General features: G+C 71.3%; 14 protein-coding genes. 6 read left to right on the plus strand and 8 right to left on the minus strand.

Annotation, left to right across the window (positions count from 1 at the left end; translation table 11 throughout):
• Positions 1–9 precede the first annotated feature (9 nt).
• The 4 genes from pstA to ACFP2E_RS07380 form a co-directional block, all read right to left on the minus strand.
• Positions 10–918, minus strand: a complete 909-nt coding sequence (pstA, locus tag ACFP2E_RS07365) for a phosphate ABC transporter permease PstA (protein WP_378524753.1) — start codon at positions 916–918, stop codon at positions 10–12.
• Positions 918–1,853, minus strand: coding sequence for a phosphate ABC transporter permease subunit PstC (gene pstC / locus ACFP2E_RS07370; RefSeq protein WP_378524754.1), 936 nt, complete (start codon positions 1,851–1,853; stop codon positions 918–920). Before pstC ends, pstA begins: the two co-directional genes overlap by 1 nt.
• Before the next feature lie 33 nt (positions 1,854–1,886).
• The gene (locus ACFP2E_RS07375; RefSeq protein WP_378524755.1) at positions 1,887–2,834 is read right to left on the minus strand and encodes a PstS family phosphate ABC transporter substrate-binding protein; all 948 of its coding nucleotides are present in this window, start codon (positions 2,832–2,834) and stop codon (positions 1,887–1,889) included.
• Between the two features lie 206 nt (positions 2,835–3,040).
• A complete protein-coding gene (locus ACFP2E_RS07380) occupies positions 3,041–3,967 on the minus strand; it encodes an NUDIX domain-containing protein (protein ID WP_378524756.1) in 927 nt (308 codons plus the stop codon).
• 45 nt (positions 3,968–4,012) lie between these two features.
• On the opposite strand from ACFP2E_RS07380, the gene ACFP2E_RS07385 reads away from it, so the two are divergent.
• Entirely contained in the window at positions 4,013–5,062 is a 1,050-nt protein-coding gene (locus ACFP2E_RS07385) for a hypothetical protein (protein WP_378524757.1), read from the plus strand.
• A 64-nt stretch (positions 5,063–5,126) separates the two neighbouring features.
• On the opposite strand, the gene ACFP2E_RS07390 is transcribed toward ACFP2E_RS07385, so the two are convergent.
• Both ACFP2E_RS07390 and ACFP2E_RS07395 read right to left on the minus strand, forming a co-directional pair.
• On the minus strand, positions 5,127–5,288 hold the full coding sequence (locus ACFP2E_RS07390; RefSeq protein ID WP_378524758.1) for a hypothetical protein: 162 nt from the start codon (positions 5,286–5,288) through the stop codon (positions 5,127–5,129).
• A gap of 302 nt (positions 5,289–5,590) precedes the next feature.
• Positions 5,591–5,794, minus strand: coding sequence for a cold-shock protein (locus ACFP2E_RS07395; protein WP_056863399.1), 204 nt, complete (start codon positions 5,792–5,794; stop codon positions 5,591–5,593).
• A gap of 349 nt (positions 5,795–6,143) precedes the next feature.
• Between ACFP2E_RS07395 and ACFP2E_RS07400 the strand changes: the two genes are divergently transcribed.
• The 5 genes from ACFP2E_RS07400 (at position 6,144) to ACFP2E_RS07420 (ending at position 15,865) form a co-directional block, all read left to right on the plus strand.
• Positions 6,144–7,382 carry a S8 family peptidase gene (locus tag ACFP2E_RS07400; protein WP_378524759.1) on the plus strand — a complete coding sequence of 413 codons (1,239 nt, stop codon included), beginning with the start codon at positions 6,144–6,146 and terminating at the stop codon, positions 7,380–7,382.
• A 187-nt stretch (positions 7,383–7,569) separates the two neighbouring features.
• Positions 7,570–12,510 carry a peroxidase family protein gene (locus ACFP2E_RS07405; protein WP_378524760.1) on the plus strand — a complete coding sequence of 1,647 codons (4,941 nt, stop codon included), beginning with the start codon at positions 7,570–7,572 and terminating at the stop codon, positions 12,508–12,510.
• 178 nt (positions 12,511–12,688) lie between these two features.
• A complete protein-coding gene (locus ACFP2E_RS07410) occupies positions 12,689–13,363 on the plus strand; it encodes a response regulator (RefSeq protein ID WP_378524761.1) in 675 nt (224 codons plus the stop codon).
• Between the two features lie 53 nt (positions 13,364–13,416).
• The gene (locus ACFP2E_RS07415) at positions 13,417–14,718 is read left to right on the plus strand and encodes a sensor histidine kinase (RefSeq protein WP_378524762.1); all 1,302 of its coding nucleotides are present in this window, start codon (positions 13,417–13,419) and stop codon (positions 14,716–14,718) included.
• Positions 14,719–15,001: 283 nt separating this feature from the next.
• Positions 15,002–15,865, plus strand: coding sequence for a BTAD domain-containing putative transcriptional regulator (locus ACFP2E_RS07420; protein WP_378524763.1), 864 nt, complete (start codon positions 15,002–15,004; stop codon positions 15,863–15,865).
• Between the two features lie 79 nt (positions 15,866–15,944).
• Here the strand turns inward: ACFP2E_RS07420 and ACFP2E_RS07425 are convergent, their stop codons facing one another.
• Both ACFP2E_RS07425 and ACFP2E_RS07430 read right to left on the minus strand, forming a co-directional pair.
• Positions 15,945–16,718 carry a hypothetical protein gene (locus ACFP2E_RS07425; protein WP_378524764.1) on the minus strand — a complete coding sequence of 258 codons (774 nt, stop codon included), beginning with the start codon at positions 16,716–16,718 and terminating at the stop codon, positions 15,945–15,947.
• Between the two features lie 85 nt (positions 16,719–16,803).
• Positions 16,804–18,039 (minus strand): acyltransferase family protein, encoded by a 1,236-nt coding sequence (locus tag ACFP2E_RS07430; protein ID WP_378524765.1) that lies wholly within the window; start codon positions 18,037–18,039, stop codon positions 16,804–16,806.
• Positions 18,040–18,108 lie beyond the last annotated feature (69 nt).

Consider the following 18,108-nt stretch of genomic DNA (forward strand, 5'->3'; position numbering starts at 1 on the left):
GTGGACATATCACCAATTCCTCTGGAACTTGTTGCGGATGAAGATGGCGAGGCCGTTCATCGCCAGGATCATGACCAGCAGCACGATGATGGCGGCCGACGCCGCGATCCGGAGCTCCTCCTGGGGCGCCGTGCTGAGGCGGTAGATCTGGATGGGCAGGGCAGTGACCCCGCTGGTGAGACCGTCCGGGTCGAAGCGGACGGCCCCGGCGATGCCGAGGAGGAGCAGCGGTGCGGCCTCGCCGATCGCCCGGGAGAGGCCCAGGATGGTGCCGGTCGCGATGCCCGGAACCGCCGACGGAAGCAGCTGCCGCCACGTGGTCTGCCATGTGGTGGCGCCCAGGGCCAGGGAGCCCTCACGGATCTCGTTCGGCACCGCGCGCACGGCCTCGCGGGTCGTGATGATGATGACCGGAAGGATCAGCAGCGCCAGCGCGATGGCGCCGCCGAGCACGATGCCCTTGAAGCCGAACCCGAGGACGGCCATGACGGCGACCGCCAGCAGGCCGTAGACGATGGAGGGGACCGCGGCGAGGTTCTGGAGGTTCACCTCGATGAAGCGGTTGTACCACTTCTGGTTGTCTGCGAACTCCTCCAGGTACAGCGCGGCCGCGATGCCGAGGGGCACGGCCAGGACAGCAGTGGTCGCCATCAGCCAGATGCTGCCGAGGATGCCGGCGCGGAAGCCGCTGCGCTCTGGGAAGAGCGTGGAGTCGTAGTCCGTGATCAGTTCGGCGTCGAAGCGCGGCAGGCCGTTGACGAACGTGTCGACGATCAGCACCGTCAGCACCATGACGCCGAAGAACAGCGAGAACCACAGCGCGCACAGGAACACGATCGAGCCGACCGTGCGTTCCTTGCTCTTGCCGGTGGCGAGGCGGACGGTCTCCCGGGCGGAGGTCGTGGCGACGTTGGACATCAGTAGGCCTGCCTGTAACGACGGACGATCGAGATGCTGATGATGTTGATGACCAGGGTCATCACGAACAGCAACGCACCGACTGCGAAGAGCATGTTGTAGTCGGTCGAGCCGACCGGGTTCTCGCCGCCAGCGGTCTGGGCGATGAAGCCGGTCATGGTCTGCATTCCCTCCCGCGGGTCGATCGAGAGGTTCTTCTGGGATCCGGCCGCCAGCGCCACGATCATGGTCTCGCCGATAGCGCGGGAGAGGCCGAGCACGACGGCGGCCGCGATGCCGGACAGCGCGGCGGGGAAGACGACCCTCAGCGTGGTCTGCATCCGGTTGGCGCCCATCGCGAACGAGCCCTGGCGCAGCGCGCGCGGCACCGCGGTCAACGCATCCTCGGCCAGCGAGGCGATGGTGGGGATGATCATGACGCCGAGGATCAGGCCCGCGGCCAGCGCGTTGGTGAAGCCGACCTTCAAGTTGAGGATGTCCTGCAGCAGCGTCGGCGTGATGAACACCAGCGCGAAGAAGCCGTACACGACCGAGGGCACGCCAGCCAGCAGCTCGAGGGTCGGCTTGAAGATCTTGCGGACACGCGCACTGGCGTACTCGCTGAGGTACATCGCGGCGCCGAGTCCCAGCGGCACCGCGACCAGCAGGGCGATGACCGTCACGACCAGCGTGGCGACGACCAGCGGCAGCACCGCGAAGTCACCCTCGGTCGCGAAGAACTCGCCGAACGGGACCTCGCGGAAGAACTGGAAGACGGGCTCGGCCAGTGCGAAGACGATGCCGAAGGTGATGGCGACCGACAGGAACGCCGACACGAAGAGCACGGCCTTGATGACCGACTCCGCGGGGCGGCGCCGTCGGCGGAGATTGGCGGGGGCACCGGACAGGCCCGTCCGGGGGGACGGGCCTGTCTCGGTGTAGCTGTTGCTACTCATGTGTTCCTGACGCTAGTGATCCTTGGTTCGAGGTCAGCCCGAGATGCCCGCGAGGGCGGACTGGGTCTCGGAGTACTGCTCCTCGTTCAGCGGGACGAACTGGGCTGCCTCGGTGATGGTCTCGAGGTTCTCGATGTAGAAGTCCGTGAACGCGGCGACAGCCTCGTTGTCGTTGTACTTCGCGTTGTTGATGTAGATGAACAGCGGGCGCGACAGCGGGGTGTACTCGCCGGCCTGGGCGGTCTCCGCGGAGGGCTCGACGCAGCCGTTGCCGTCGTCGATGGCGACCGCCTTGAGCTTGTCGGCGTTCTCCTCGTAGTAGGTGTAGCCGAAGTATCCGGTCGCGCCCGGCGTGTTGGAAACACCCTGGACGAGAACGGTGTCGTCCTCGGAGGACTCGTAGTCCTTCCGGGTCGACTCGGAGTCGTCGCCGATGACGTCACCGGCCATGTAGTCGTAGGTACCTGAGTCGGTGCCTGGGCCGAAGAGGGCGATCTCCTCGTCGGGGAAGCTCGGGTCGAGGTCGGACCAGCTGTCGACCTTGGAGTTCGGCTCCCACAGCTGGATCAGCTGCTCGGTGGTGAGGCAGTCGACGCCGAGCTCCGGGTGGACGACGACGGTGAGGGCGTCGGTGGCGACCTGGAGCTCGGTGAACTCGATCCCCTCCTTCTCGCAGGCCTCGACCTCGTCCTCCTCGATCGGGCGGGAGGCGTCGGAGATGTCGGTCTGGCCGGCGCAGAACTTCTCGAAGCCGCCGCCGGTGCCGGACTGGCCGACCGTGGCGCGGATGTCGGGGTTCTCCGAGTTGAGCAGCTCGTACGCGGCGTTGCTCAGGGGGAAGACCGTCGAGGAGCCGTCGATGGCGACGGAGCCGGAGGCGGAACCGCTCTCGGCGCCGGAGTCGCCGCCACAGGCGGTGAGGGCCAGCGCGAGTGCGGCGAAGCCGGGGACGATCGCGCGGCGCAGGGAAGTGCTCTTCACTTCGTTACTCCTGGGGGACTTGTCGTTTCTGACGTCAAGGAAGGTAGGCAGCCGAAGTGACGTGATGCGTGGCCGTGGGTGAACGACCGGTGAACTCGAACCACCCAAAGGTCCACATTTCGCCAGCAAGGAGACGGCCATCACATGAACCACGGCGTGGCGGTGGTTCGGGTCACACGATTCGGGGAAAGCCGCCCGACTTCGCCTCAGGGCTTCTGGTGCACCTCGGTCGCCACCACCCGCTTCTTGCGGTGGTGGACCACGACCATCCCGCCCGGCTCCAGGGTCACCGCAGGCACCCCCAGTGCCTCGAACACCTCCGGCAGCACCGGCCGGTGGCTGCACAGCACCGCGGCGTCGCGCGCGTGGAGCAGGTCGTCGGCGATCGCGCGGAGCGCCTTCGGGGAGGCGCCCTCCTCGCTGAGGCCGTCGAACGACTCGCAGGGCCAGCCGCTGGCCTCGGCGTACGGCGTCACGCTCTGCACGCAGCGGGTGCTGCTCGACGTCACCACCCGGCTCACGTCGTACGCCGCCAGCAGCGGCACCAGGTCGGCCGCCTGCCGCCTGCCCTCGGCCAGCAGCGGCCGCAACCGGTCGTCCTCGCGCCACGCCTTGCGGGAGCGAGCCTTGGCGTGGCGCAGCACCACCAGCGCCGAGGACTTCTTCCGCAGCGGCCGGGACTCGGCCAGCGTGGCCCGGTCGTGGGTGTAGGTCAGGCGCTCGACCGCCCGGTCCCAGGGCAGCCAGGCGACCTCGTCGATCTCGTCGTTGACGAGGTAGCCGCTGACGTCGTCGTCGCCGACCACGCGCGCGTTCCAGTAGTGGACGGTCTTCAGGCGGGCGCCGCCGTTCACCGGGTAGCGCTGGGGGCTCAGGGGCGGCCCGAGCCGGACACGCAGCCCGGTCTCCTCCTCGACCTCACGGACCGCGGCGACGGCCGCGTGCTCGCCGCGGTCGAGCTTGCCCTTCGGGAAGGACCAGTCGTCGTACCGCGGCCGGTGGACGAGCAGCACCTCCTTGCCGGCTCCGCTGCCGGCTCCCTTCCCACTCCCCTTGCCGGAGCGGTGCACGACGGCCCCCGCGGCCTGGACGTCGGGGGTCGCCTGGCGCAGCAGCGTGGACCGTGGCGGCATGGGCGCTAGTCTCACACCTCGTTCCGCAGCAGGAGAGGGTTCCCCATGCCGAGACGGGTGGCGCTGGTCGCCGCAGTGGCGCTGGTGGCGTTGGTGGCCGGTGGCGCCGGCTGGTGGTGGCTGACCCGGCCCCAGACCGAGCTGGCGCGTGCCGTGGCGCTCGCCCCCGCCGACTCCGAGCGCCTCACCTTCACACACTGGAGCGCGGTCCGCGAGGAGCTCGACCCGAGCCTGTCGGCCGACTCGTCGACCACCGACCTCGCCCGGTTCCTGGACCGCGGCTTCGACGCCGACCTGACCTCGACGTCGGCGCTGCTGCAGTCGGCCGAGGTGATGCAGCGCGACTACGGCTTCTCCCCCGCCTCCCTGGAGTGGGAGCTGCTCAGCCAGTCCCGCAACGGCGCGGTCGTGGTCATGAGGCCGTCCGACGACGTGGACCTCGAGGAGGTCGGCGACCGGCTCGAGGACCTCGGCTACGAGCGGCCGGAGGAGGACGACGGCGTGTGGCGCGGCGGCGGGGACGTGCTGGCCCTGATCGACCCCTCGCTCACCCCGGAGCTGCAGTACCTCGTGCTCGACGCGGGGGCCGGCCTGGTGCTGGCCTCGGACACCGCCGCACACCTCGGCGACGTGTCCGACAGGCTGGGCGACGAGGGGCCGGGCGACGCGCTCGTGGAGGTCGCCGAGGCGTCCGGCGACGCGGTCTCGGCGGTCGTGTACGACGGCGCCTACGCGTGCACCGAGCTGTCGATGACCTCGGCCGACCGCGGCGACCAGGCGGAGGCGGAGGAGCTCGTCGCGGCCGCCGGCGAGGTGAACCCGCTCGCGGCGTACGCCATGGCGGTCCAGCCCGGTGGCGACGTGCGGGTCGCCATGGGGTTCGAGAGCGACGAGCAGGCCCGCAGCAACGCGGACTCGCGGGCCGCGCTGGCCGCCGGCCCGGCACCCGGCCAGGGCGGCACCTTCGCCGACCGGTTCCAGCTCGGCGCCGTGACCGCCGAGGGCACCACGGTGACGATGCGGCTCGCGCCCGTCGAGGGCGGCTACGTGATGTCGGACCTCAGCGCGGGACCGGTGCTGTTCGCAACCTGCTGATCACCCGAGGGTCCGGGCGCACGGGAACGACCCCGCCCGGGGCGGACCCGAGAGGGTGGGCGCGTCAGGACGCGCGGGACTCGGGCGAGACGCCCAGGATCCGGTCGATCTCGTCCAGCGACAGCGGCTCCTCGGACTCGCTCGCCGCGATGATGAGGTTGGTGGTCAGCTCCACCTCACCCAACAGGTCGGAGTCCTCGAGCGTGACGTCGAACTGGTCGTGCACGCGTACTCCTCAACAACACGATGGCACTACGGACTTGCCCCCCTGCGACCAAGACTGCCCCACGGACCCCCGGGACAAACCCCTAGTCGCGAATTTTGACCCGAGTGGGTGATGGAAGCCACCCGTTCGGGCCCGCCCGTTCACGGGAGTCCCCGCGGAGCAGCCCGGACGGGCCGGGCCCGGCCGGGAGCGGCACGGGCCGGCCCGCGCGGGCCGGTCCGAAATGACGGAACGGGCCCCACCCGGAGGTGGGGCCCGTCCTCAGCGTCGTCGGACAGGTGCTGTCCGGTCGCGCCGGTCGGTCAGACCGGGCGGACGTTCTCCGCCTGCGGGCCCTTCGGACCCTGGGTGACGTCGAACTCGACCTTCTGGTTCTCGTCCAGGGACTTGTAGCCCTGGGTCTGGATCGCCGAGTAGTGCACGAAGACGTCGTCGCCGCCGTCCTCCTGCGCGATGAAGCCGAAGCCCTTCTCAGCGTTGAACCACTTCACGGTGCCCTGAGCCATTGTGCTCAATTCTCCTTCGTCGGGGCGAGAGCCGCCACCTCGGCGACCCGCTTCAGATGCGGTGACACGTCGCTTCCGACTTGCGTGACTGGGAGACACACATGAAGAAACGCCGTTGGATCACAAACTCCGCAGGCGTCAGACCTTGGAACTTGCACCTGTTGCGGCACCGACACTACCAACACCCACCGCCAAGGGAAGCTTTCCCGGCCGGTGTCTCGTACATGGCCGCTGCAGGTACCTGCAATGCGGGTTCCTGATGCAACGTCCCCGTGACCGGTCGGCGCCGCCCTCGTTGGACCCCGGTCAGGCCGCCTCGGGGCGGCTCCCCCAGCAGTGAGGGATCCTCATGCGCAGAACTTCCCTGGTCGCGGCGGCAGCCGCGGCCTCCGCCATCACGCTCGGCGCCACCGCGCTGACGACGACGGCGACCGCAGCGCCCAGCGTCGCCGGTGCGCCGGGTGGCTACATCGTCGTGCTCGACGACTCTGCGGACGCCCGCACGGTCGCGGCGGCCCACGCCGACCGCTTCGACCTCGACCTCGGCCACGTCTACAGCTCCGCCCTGCAGGGCTACGCCACCACGATGACCCCCGCCACGGCAGCGGCCGTCGAGGCGCTGCCGGGCGTCGCGTGGGTCCAGAAGGACACCCCGGTCGCCACCACGGCGCAGTCGACGCCCACCGGCATCAACCGCGTCGACGCGGACGCCAGCCCGACCGCGAAGATCGACGGCGTCGACCAGCGGGTGAACGTCGACGTCGCGGTGATCGACACAGGTGTCGACCTCGACCACCCGGACCTCAACGTCTACCGCGCCGGCGCCAAGAACTGCTCCATCGGCCTCGGCGCCGACGACGACCACGGCCACGGCTCCCACGTCGCCGGCACCATCGGCGCCCTCGACAACACGACCGGTGTCGTCGGCGTCGCGCCGGGCGCCCGGATCTGGCCGGTCAAGGTCCTCACCGCGGTCGGCACCGGCTTCAACTCCGACGTGATCTGCGGCATCGACTACGTCGCGGCCAACTCGGACAAGATCGAGGTCGCCAACATGAGCCTCGGCGGCTCCGGCTCGGACGACGGCAACTGCGGCCAGTCGAACGGCGACGCCATGCACACCTCGATCTGCAACGCGGTCGCCAAGGGCGTCACCTTCGTCGCCGCCGCCGGCAACGACGCCGAGGACGCCAAGAACTTCACACCGGCTGCGTACGACGAGGTCATCACGGTCAGCGCGCTGGCCGACTTCAACGGCCTCCCCGGCGGCGGCGCCCCGAAGACCTGCCGCACCGACCAGGACGACACGTTCGCGTCGTTCTCGAACTTCGGCGCGGACGTCGACCTGATCGCCCCGGGCGTCTGCATCCACTCGACGTCGATGGCCGGCGGCTACGCCACCCTGTCCGGCACCTCGATGGCCGCCCCCCACGTGGCCGGCGGCGCCGCGCTCTACAAGGCGCTGAACCCGTCCGCCACCCCGGCGCAGGTGCGCAGCAACCTGATCGGGACCGGCACGCTCGACTGGAGCAACGCCGACGACCCGGACGGCATCAAGGAGCGCCTGCTCAACGTCAAGACCTACTGAGGTCCCGCCGGCGCCAGCGCCGGCCCCAGCAGCCAGCCGCCCGGCCCCGTTTCCAGGGGCCGGGCGGCTGCCTCGTCCCGGCTGGAAGCGGGGCCGGTCCCCACAACCTTTTCCCAAGCCCTCCTGCCCACGCTGACCCCGACCGAGCAGCCGCGTCTGGGCGGCCGCGGGCAGGGAGGGGCAGATCATGGGTTCCAGCGACTTCGCGCCGGCAAGCAGCCCGGCGAGGCGGACAGGCACACGCAGCAGGACCGGAAGACGCTGGCTCCGCAGCGCCCTGGCGCTGCTGCTGGGAGTGGGGCTGGTGCAGGCCGTCGTGGTCTCGGTCGCGACAGCGCCGGCCGACGCCGCGGTCGGGGCGGGCTTCGAGCTCAACCGGTCGGACGTGCGCTTCATCCTCCGGCAGATCAAGATCGCCGAGGAGCACGCCCGGACCCTCACCCCGTCGAACCCGTGCGGGTCGCTGGTCGGCCCCGGCGAGTTCCAGATCCCCGGCACCGCCAACGGCCGTGAGCTGCCCTGGGGCCTGCGCACCGTCGACGGGTCGTGCAACAACCTCTTCGCGGGCCGCGAGAAGTTCGGCGCGGCCGACACCGTGTTCCCGCGACTGGTGCCGGTGTCGCTGAGGTCCGCCGAACAGGGGACCAGCTACCAGCAGGTCTCCGGCACGGTGATCGACACCCAGCCCCGCCGGATCAGCAACCTGGTCGTCGACCAGACGGTTGACAACCCGGCGGCCGTCGCCGCCGCCGGCTCCGAAGCGGTCCCGGACCCCGACTCGGGCACGCTGCTGATCCCGAACGTGGCACCGGACGTGGGCCTCTCGGCGCCCTACAACTCGGTCTTCACCCTGTTCGGCCAGTTCTTCGACCACGGCCTCGACCTGGTCACCAAGGGTGGCGGCACGATCTTCATGCCGCTGCAGCCGGACGACCCGCTGTTCGTCCAGGGCAGCCAGACCAACTTCATGGTGCTGACCCGCGCCACGAACCAGCCTGGCCCCGACGGCGTCCTCGGCACCGCCGACGACCGGCACGAGCACACCAACACCACCACGCCCTGGGTGGACCAGAACCAGACCTACACCTCCCACCCCTCGCACCAGGTGTTCCTGCGCGAGTTCGAGCTGAACGGCGCGGGTGACCCGGTCGAGACCGGCCACCTCCTCGAGGGACCGGGCGCGGGCCTGGCGACGTGGGCCGACGTCAAGCAGCAGTCCGAGGACCTGCTCGGCATCCGGCTGACCGACACCGACGTCCTGAACGTCCCGCTGCTCGCCACCGACCCCTACGGCAACTTCAAGCGGGGCCCCAACGGCTTCCCGCAGCTGGTGACGGCGACCGGTCTCGTGGAGGGTGATCCCGCCGCCAACGGCGACACCGGCGTGCCGCTGCCCGCCAACGTCGTCCGGACCGGCCACGCGTTCCTCGACGACATCGCCCACCACGCGATCCCGCTCAGCCGCACCGGGCAGCCCCTGGCACCCGACGGTGACGCCGGGACGACCGACGACAACGACCCGGCGACGTACGACGACGAGATGCTCGCCGCGCACTTCATCGCCGGCGACGGCCGCGTCAACGAGAACATCGGGCTCACGAGCATCCACCACGTCTTCCACTCCGAGCACAACCGGCTGGTGGAGCAGGTGAAGGACGTCGTGACGACCACCGACCCCACGATGCTGCCCGAGTGGCAGGTGGCACCCGGCGTGTGGGACGGCGACCGGCTCTTCCAGGCAGCTCGTTTCGTCAACGAGATGGAGTACCAGCACCTGGTGTTCGAGGAGTTCGCCCGCAAGGTCCAGCCGATGGTGAACCCGTTCGGCGAGGGCGGCACGGGGTACAACACCGAGGTGAACGGCGCCATCCGCGCCGAGTTCGCGCACGCCGTCTACCGCTTCGGGCACTCGATGCTGACCGAGACGGTGGCGCGGCGCAACGCCAACGGCAGCAACAACAACGTGCGGCTGCTGCAGGCGTTCCTCAACCCGCCGGAGTTCTTCGACGGCGGTACCGCCGGCACGCTGACACCCCGACAGGCCGCCGGCAGCGTCTTCCGCGGCATGTCGCGCCAGGTCGGCAACGAGATCGACGAGTTCGTCACCGAGGCGCTGCGCAACAACCTCCTCGGCCTGCCCCTCGACCTCGCCACCATCAACATGGCGCGGGCGCGAGACACCGGCATCCCGACCCTGAACGAGGCACGGCGCCGGTTCTACGCCGAGAGCAACAGCACCCAGGTCGCGCCGTACGAGAGCTGGGCGGACTTCGCCTTCAACCTCAAGCACCGCGAGTCGCTGGTGAACTTCATCGCGGCCTACGGCCGCCACCCCAGCATCACAGGCAACATCGCGAGCCGGCGTGCTGCGGCCGACCTGCTGCTCAACGGACCGGTCGGCGGCGCCGACGGCGTCGCGGGCGACCAGGAGCCGACCACGAACACAGGCACCGCGTGCACCGCCCTGAACACGCCCGAGGGGTGCAACGAGGGGCTCGACGACCAACCTGCGGACGCGTTCGCATTCATCAACAGCACCGACGGCTGGGCCAACCAGGCCAACGGTCGCACCACCACGGGCGTCGACGACATCGACCTGTGGATGGGCGGACTCGCCGAGAAGCAGATGGTCTTCGGCGGCCTCCTCGGCTCGACCTTCAACTACGTGTTCGAGGGCCAGATGGAGGACCTGCAGGACGGTGACCGGTTCTACTACCTGTCCCGCACGGCGGGCCTCAACCTGCTGACCGCGCTCGAGGGGAACTCGTTCGCCGAGCTGGTCATGCGCAACACCGACGTCACCGGCCTGCCGGCCGACGCCTTCTCGCGGCCGGACTACGTCTTCGACGTGTCGGCCCTGGGGAGCAGCGGACCGGTCCCGGACGACCCCGCCACCGACGAGTGGGACGAGTCGACGATGCTCACCCGGATGGCCAACGGCACGATCCGCTACGGCGGCCCCGCGCACGTGGTCTTCAACGGCACCGACTGCCCGCCCGCGCCCGACCCGTGCACGGCGGCGGCGGACGACCGGGTCTGGTCGAGCGAGGGCGACGACACGATCCGCGGCAACGGCGGGAACGACTGGATGCAGGGCGGCGACGGTGTCGACAACCTGATCGGCGGGCTCGGGAACGACATCATGAACGACCTCTCCGGCGACGACAACCTCAAGGGCGGGCCCGGCAACGACGCCCTGTCCTCCGGCCCCGGCTTCGGCGGTGACCTGAACCAGGGTGGTCCCGGCCACGACTTCGTCGTCGGCGGCAACGACGCCACCGAGACCTTCGGCGGCCCGGGCGACGACCTGGTGTTCGCCGGGGCGGGCGAGGACACGGTCTTCGGCGACGACGGCGACGACTGGATCGAGGGAGGGCGTGGCCCGTTCAACCTGCTGCAGGGCGACAACGGCGCGCCGTTCCAGGACGACCTCAACGAGCCTGGTCACGACGTCCTCATCGGCAACGGCGGGGAGCAGGACTTCGACTCCGAGGGTGGCGACGACGTCATGGTGATGGGCGCCGGCATCCAGCGGGCCGAGGGCATGCTCGGGTTCGACTGGACCACCCACAAGAACGACCCGCTGCCGGCCGACTCGGACATGCTGTTCACGGCGCTGGTTCCGCCCACGGTGGAGAACAACCGTGACCGGTTCGACCTGGTCGAGGCGCTGTCGGGCTGGCAGCTGGACGACGTCCTGCGCGGCGACGACCGCGCCGAGGCCGATCTCGGCACGGACCACCAGCTGAACCAGGCGGGCATCGACCGGGTGGCGGGTCTCGCCGCGATCGTGGGTGCCGGGTTCAACGACGGGAACATCCTGCTGGGCGGCGCCGGCTCGGACCTGATCGAGGGCCGCGGAGGCGACGACATCATCGACGGTGACCGGTGGCTCGACGTCCAGCTGCGGGCGCCCGACGTCACGACGACGGACCCGTCCGACGTCATCTTCGTCGACACGATGGCGCCGCTCGTGGGCGACGTGTTCGCCGGGCGGCTCGACCCGGGTGACATCGACATCGTGCGCACCATCCGCACGGCGGCTGCAGGGAGCAGCGTCGACACGGCGGTGTTCTCCGAGTCGATCGACAACTACACGATCACCGAGAACCCCGACGGCAGCACCACGGTCGCCCACACCGGCGGCTCGGGCGCCGACGGCGTCGACACGCTGTGGAACATCGAGGAGATGCAGTTCGCGGCCGGGACCACGATCACGGTGCCCGGTCCGGTGACCAACGTGGTCGCGGTCGCCGGCAACGGCCAGGCAACCGTCTCCTTCACTGCACCGACCGACGATGGTGGATCCCCCATCACCGGCTTCGAGGTCGACGTGCTCGAGGGCGGCACGGTGGTCCGCACCGTCACCGGCATCGCACCGACGGCCACCAGCGTCGTCATCACCGGCCTGACGAACGGAACACCCGTCACCTTCCGGGTGGTCGCGCTGAACGAGGTGGGCAGCAGCCCGGACTCGGCCGAGTCCGCCCCAGTCACGCCGACGGCCCCGGCGACCCTGCCGGGCGCCCCGACCATCGGCACCGCGACGGCCGGGAACCAGTCGGCCACGGTGACGTGGACGGCGCCGGCCGACGGCGGCAGCGCGCTCACGGAGTACCGCGTCCAGGTGCGGCGTGGGACCAACGTGGTGCGCACGGTCCTCGGCGTCAGCCCTGCCGCGACCAGCACCGTGGTCGGCGGGCTCACCAACGGCGTGGCCTACAACTTCCGGGTCCGCGCGGTGAACTCCGTCGGTGTCGGGCCGCTGTCCGCGGCATCGAACACCGTCACCCCGACGGCGACGACGACCGCGACACGACCGACGCGTCCGATCATCGGGACGGCCGCGCCGGGCGTCGCAGGTGGGGCGATCACGGCCACGGCCAACTGGACCCCGCCGACGAGCGACGGCGGGTCGCCGATCACCGGCTACCGGGTGTTCGCGCTCCGGATGAGCGCGACGGGAACAGTCCTCCAGACGATCCGGTCGGCCATCCAGCCGGCCTCGGCCAGGTCGCTCCAGATGACGCTGCCGCAACTGGGGAACTACCGCTTCCAGGTGGTCGCGATCAACGCCATCGGCACCAGTCCCCGCTCGGCGCGGTCCAACCTGGTCGCGGGGCGCTAGGAAGGGTCGTCCCCGACCACCGGGGCACCGGAGGAAGCAGCCACAGCATCCCTCCGGTGCCCCGGCCCGCGCGGGCTGCCCCGGCTCCCCAAACGTGGGTAACCGACGCGTTTGCCCTCGGCCCGCGACCGAACACTTCCTACGGTGGGCGGTGGGGGCTCAGCCGGGGAGGTGGAGCATGGCCACCCAGGTCGCCCGGGGTGGAGCCGACGGGGAGGGCAGTCGTGCGCCGACCACCCGCCGCATCGTGATCGTCGACGACCACCGCACGTTCGTGGAGCTGCTCAGCCACGCACTCGACGGGGTGCCCGGGCTGCAGTGCGTGGGCACCGCCTACGACCCCGACGCCGGGCTCACCCTGGTCGCCCGCCTGAGGCCCGACCTCGTCGTCATGGACTACGAGTTTCCCGGCCACACCGACGGCCTCACGGCCGCCGCGCAGATCCGCGCCCGCTTCCCCGACGTCCACGTCGTGGTGCTCACCGGGCGGGCGGACCCCCGCATGGTCCAGCGTGCAGCCGAGGCGGGCGCGTCGTCCCTCCTGCCCAAGGACGGCTCGCTGCCGGAGCTCCTCGAAGCGCTGAAGCACGCGGGGGCGGGCGGCCTCCTCGTCCACCCCAAGCTGATCCTGGGCCCCGCCCTCGAGGACCAGAACCTCCTGAGTCGCCGCGAGCTCGAGGTGCTGACGATGCTCGCGGTGGGGCTGACGGCGACCGAGATCGCCGAGCAGCTGGGGATCACCCGGAACACCTGTCGCGGCTACATCAAGTCCGTCCTCTGGAAGCTGGGCGCCCACACCCAGCTCGAAGCGGTCGCCCTGGCTCGGAGGAAGCACCTCGTGACCGACCCGTGAGCCGGTCACGACCATCCGTACGACTCCAGCGGGGCTCGGCGATCACGGCGGCCGTGGTCCGCTTCGGCCTCTCCATGGCCGCGGCCCTGGCACTGGTCGGTGTAGGGACGGCGCTGGTCAGCAGGCACATCGTCAACGAGGAGGCGGTGCGCGACGCGCGCGTGCGCACCACCGGGATCGCCGAGGGAATCGCCGCTCCGCTCGTGAACGACGCCGTGCGGCGCGGAGACCCCGCCGCGGTGCGAGCCCTCGACACGGCGATGCGCAACCGGATGCGCGACGGATCCGTGGCACACGTGGTCGTCTACGACCGGGACGGCCGGATCCTGTGGGCGGACGACCCCGGAATCGTCGGGTCGCGCGAGTCCCTGCGACCCGAGGTGCTGCGCGCCACCGCCGACGGCGGCGCCATCGTGACCGACACCGAGGACCACCCGCGGGAAAGCCATTCCACCTCCGAGCGGGAAGGGGCCCTGGTCGAGGTGTACGTCGGCGCTCGCGACGCGGACGGGGAGCCCTTCATCTTCGAGGCCTACACACCCCGCGCCCTGCTCCAGTCGGACACCCGCACGATCCTGGGCGAGGTGCTGCCGCTGACACTCGGCTCGCTGCTGCTGCTGGCCGTCCTCGTCCTTCCCCTCTCGCTCTCGCTGGCCCGACGAGTCGACCGGTCGAGCACCCAGCGGGCCATCATCCTGCGGCGGTCCCTGCACGCCTGGCACCGCGAGCGCGCCCGCATCGCCCAGGTGCTTCACGACGACGTGATCCAGGACCTGTCCGCGCTCGGGTACTCGCTTCCGGGAGTGCTGCAGCAGCTCCCGGAGACTCCCGAGGGCGAGACGGCCCGACGAACCGGGCAGCAGCTGAACGACGTGGCGGTGGAGACCCTACGGACGCTGCGCGGAATGCTCGCCGACCTCGTCCCGACGGGACTGGACGGCTCCGGCCTCGCCCCCACGCTCGAGGCACTCGCCCAGCGTCAGCGGGACGCCGGACTCCCCGTGCGGACCTTCATCGACCCGGAGCTCACCCCGGCGGCGACCGTGGGCGGCCTCGTCTACCGGGCCGTGCGCGAAGGGCTGCTGAACGTCCGCCACCACGCCGAGGCCAGCGAGGCGTGCGTCGAGGTCCACCAGCGCGGGCAGTGGATCGACATCGTCGTCGAGGACGACGGACGCGGGCCCGGCGAGGCGCCGCCGGCCAGCGCCGAGCACGTTGGGCTCCGCCTGCTCGGACGGCTCCTCGGGGACGTCGGCGGGAGGGTCGAGCTCGTCCAGCGGGAGCCCCGGGGCGCCCGGCTCCACGTCGCGATCCCGGCCCACCTGCCGGACCTCGAGGGCAGCACCCGCGACTGAGACGCCGCCGAACCGGGCCCCCCACGCGAACGCACCCCGGTGGGGGGGGTGACGGGGTGCGCCGCGTCCGAGAGGGCTTCACAGTCGGGCACCGGCCTTGGGTATTCCTTGACCCGCCGTCGTCGACCCCCGGGCCGGCGTTCGCCTGACCCATTCTGGGCAGAGTGGCCCGGCCGGGTCACCGCAGCCGGGGGGTGCGGGTGCCCCCACCGTGGGCTGCCGCCCCCGTCCTCCTCGACCGACGATGGAGGTCGTGGGGTGGGGCCGTGGGAGGGGTGACCAGGTGATCACGATCGAGCTGCTGGGACGGACGACGGTCAGCGGGGAGGCCGGCAGGTTGACCGGGAAGGGGCTGGGCGGCGTCAAGCCGCGTCAGCTGCTCGAGATGCTGGCACTCCGGCCGGGGGTGTCCGTCAGCAAGGAGCTGCTGGCCGACAGGCTGTGGGACGGCCGGCCGCCTGCCTGCTACGTGGGCACCGTCGAGAGCTACGTGTGCGTGCTCCGACGCACCCTCCGCCTCGTGGCCGCGGGCCCGGCCCCCGTGGCCACGGTCCACGGGGGCTACCTGCTCGACGCCGACCGCGTGCAGGTCGACGTCTCGGAGGTCGGCCGCCTCCTCGCCGGGGATGAGGAGGCGGTGGGCCGCGCCCTGGACCTGGCCACGGGCGACCTGCTCGCCGACGAGCCCTACGCGAGCTGGGCCACCGAGGCACGTGAGGCCTTCACCCAGCGGCTCGGGCAGGCGTGCACCCGCGCGGCCGGCCAGGCCAACCGGGCCGGCCGCCACACCCAGGCCACCCGGCTCGCCAGGGAGGCGCTCGCACGGTCGCCGTACTCGGAGGAGGCGCTGCGTGCGCTGATGTTCGCCCTGGCGCGGACCGGGGCGCGGGCGGAGGCCGTCCGCGCCTACGAGCAGATGCGGTCACTCCTCGCCACGGATCTGGCGCTCGGAGTGAGCACCGAGACCCGCTACGCGTTCCTCGCCGTCCTCGAGTCGGACGGGACGACCTCGGACCGGGCGGACCGTGACGAGCTCGAGACGATGCTGGCGCTCATCCACAAGACCCTGACGATCGACCCGACGGCCCTCCGGGGCATCCCGGGATCACGCGAGCTCGGCACGATGCTGCAGACGCTCTCGGCGTGACGGACATGGCGGGGCATGACGGGGCCGCCCGGCCCCGTTTCGAGCGGGGCCGGGCGGCTTCGTCGTGTACGGCGGCGCGTCAGGCCACGTCGTCGGCCTCGTGCTCGGACTCGTAGTCGGCGTCGTACCCGTCCTCGAACCGGGCCTCGTCGTCCGACTCGCCCTGCGCCTGGTCCTGCGCCTGCGCGGAGAGCTCGCCGAGGGCGGAGAGCTGGTCGCGGTGCCACGCCACCAGGTGGGCGCGGTTGCGGCTCTCGTGCTCGGTCAGCTCGGCGATCCGGGCCTCGACCTCGGAGCGCAGCCGGTCGAGGTCCGTACGGACCCGGTCGGCCTCGGTGCGAGCGGAACCGACGACCTGCTCGGCCTCCTCACGGGCGGAGCCGACCATCTGCTCGGCCTCGCCGCGGGCGGAACCGACCACCTCGTCGGCCTCGCTGCGGGCGGACTCCAGCATCTCGCCGGCCTGGGCGCGGGCGACCTCGACGAGCTCGTCGGCGTCACGGGTGGCGATCTCCAGCAGCCGGGCCACGGCGAACGACGGCGAGTCGTCCGCCGGGGCGGCCGGCTGGACGGGCTGCGGGGCCGGAGCCGATCCCGCCTCCGCCATGGCCGTCTCGAAGTCGGCGAGGAGCTGTGCGTTCTCCGCCTCGGCGTCCCGGACCTGCTCCTGGAGACGGAGAAGCTGCTCGTGGAGGAGGCTGTTGGCCTCCTCGAGGACGGAGCGCTTCATCTCTAGCTCCTGGACCCTCCGCTCCAGGTGCTCGACGAACTGGTCGACCTCATCGGTGTCGTAGCCGTCCTTGCGGACGGTCCCGAAGCGCTGGCCCTGCGCATTGTCAGTGATGATGCTCATGGTTGTGTTACCCCCACTCGAAACGAACCCCCAACGGATCCCACTGTGCTGAGGGGCCGAGGGGGCTGCAGGGGTTCAGGAAGTGCTACCCAATATTGGGTAGTGCCCGCTCCGGCGCCGTGTCGGGCTTGCGCGCCGCCTTCGGCCGAGCGCTTCCGACGAGCCGTGCAGGCGGGGCGAAGAGCACACCCGCACCGGACGCCACGAGCCCGCGCTGCAGCCCGAGGCAGGCGACGACGAGCGCCGCGGTGAGCACGGCGGGCCAGGCCAGTGCCACGACGGTGGCGAGGACGAGCGCCGCCGGGTGGCCGCCGGGGGCGACATCGGCGTCGGGCAGCCGCAGCACGACCTCGTGCAGCAGGCCGAGCAGGACCATGTGGAGCACGTAGACCGGCAGGGTGCGCCGCCCCAGCGCCGCCAGCCCCGGGCCGACCCGGGGGCGCTGCTCGAGGTGCATCGCCAGCTGGGCGCCGAGCACCACCGCCGGCGCGGCGAGAAGCAGGTACTTCAGGCTGTGGGGCACGTCGAGTACGGCGCACGTCGCGGCCAGGGCGCCGTACCCGACGAGCAGCGGCAGCAGCCCGCCGACCGGCAGGAGGGGCATCCGGCGCAGCAGGTCCGGGAGCCGGGCTCCGGCGAGGAAGTAGACGAAGCACTCGACCACGGACTCCCGGTTGACCCCCTCGAGGGGCAGCCAGGTCGTGGCAGCGGAGAGCGCAGCCGCGGCGGCGACCACGAGCCACGCCGGAAGCCCACGCAGGAGTCGGGCGAGCACGAAGTAGGCGGCGAGGGCGTAGAGGTACCAGAGCCCGGTGGCGGCGTAGAGCAGGTAGCCGAGCAGCTCGGGACCCAGCGGCGCCCGGTGGGTGCCGATGCTGGTCGCGAAGTGGGTGAAGACGACGGCGTGCAGCCCCAGCCAGACGGCGTACACCCAGTAGGGGGTGACCACCTTGCGGACCAGCACCTGGCCCCAGGGCCGCCGCAGGGCGCTCGCGCAGAACATGCCGGAGATCAGGAAGAACAGGGGCATCCGCATCGGCTTGAAGACGACGTCGAAGGCGTCCCAGGCCGTCAGCACCAGCTGCGGGGCGCCGAGCAGCGCGACCGCCTCGGGCAGGTGCTTGCCCACGACGTGGTGCAGCACCACGAGGAGGATGCACAGCCCCTTGGCGACGTCGGCCCACCCGACCCGGCCGGTGGCCGGTGCGACCTGCGCGGTCGCCGCCGTCGCCGCGGACGCCACGTGCGCGTCCGCGCTCGGGGAGGGCCGGCGCGACGCCGGCGCGGCGGCGGGCGTCAGCGGCTCGAGGAAGGGGGGCACGAGTCGCCATGGTCCCCGAACGGACCCGGGATCGAAGAATCGTTACCGGCGAGTAGTGACCCGGGTCAC

Source organism: Nocardioides sp. GCM10027114 (assembly GCF_042659625.1).
GTDB lineage: Bacteria > Actinomycetota > Actinomycetes > Propionibacteriales > Nocardioidaceae > Nocardioides.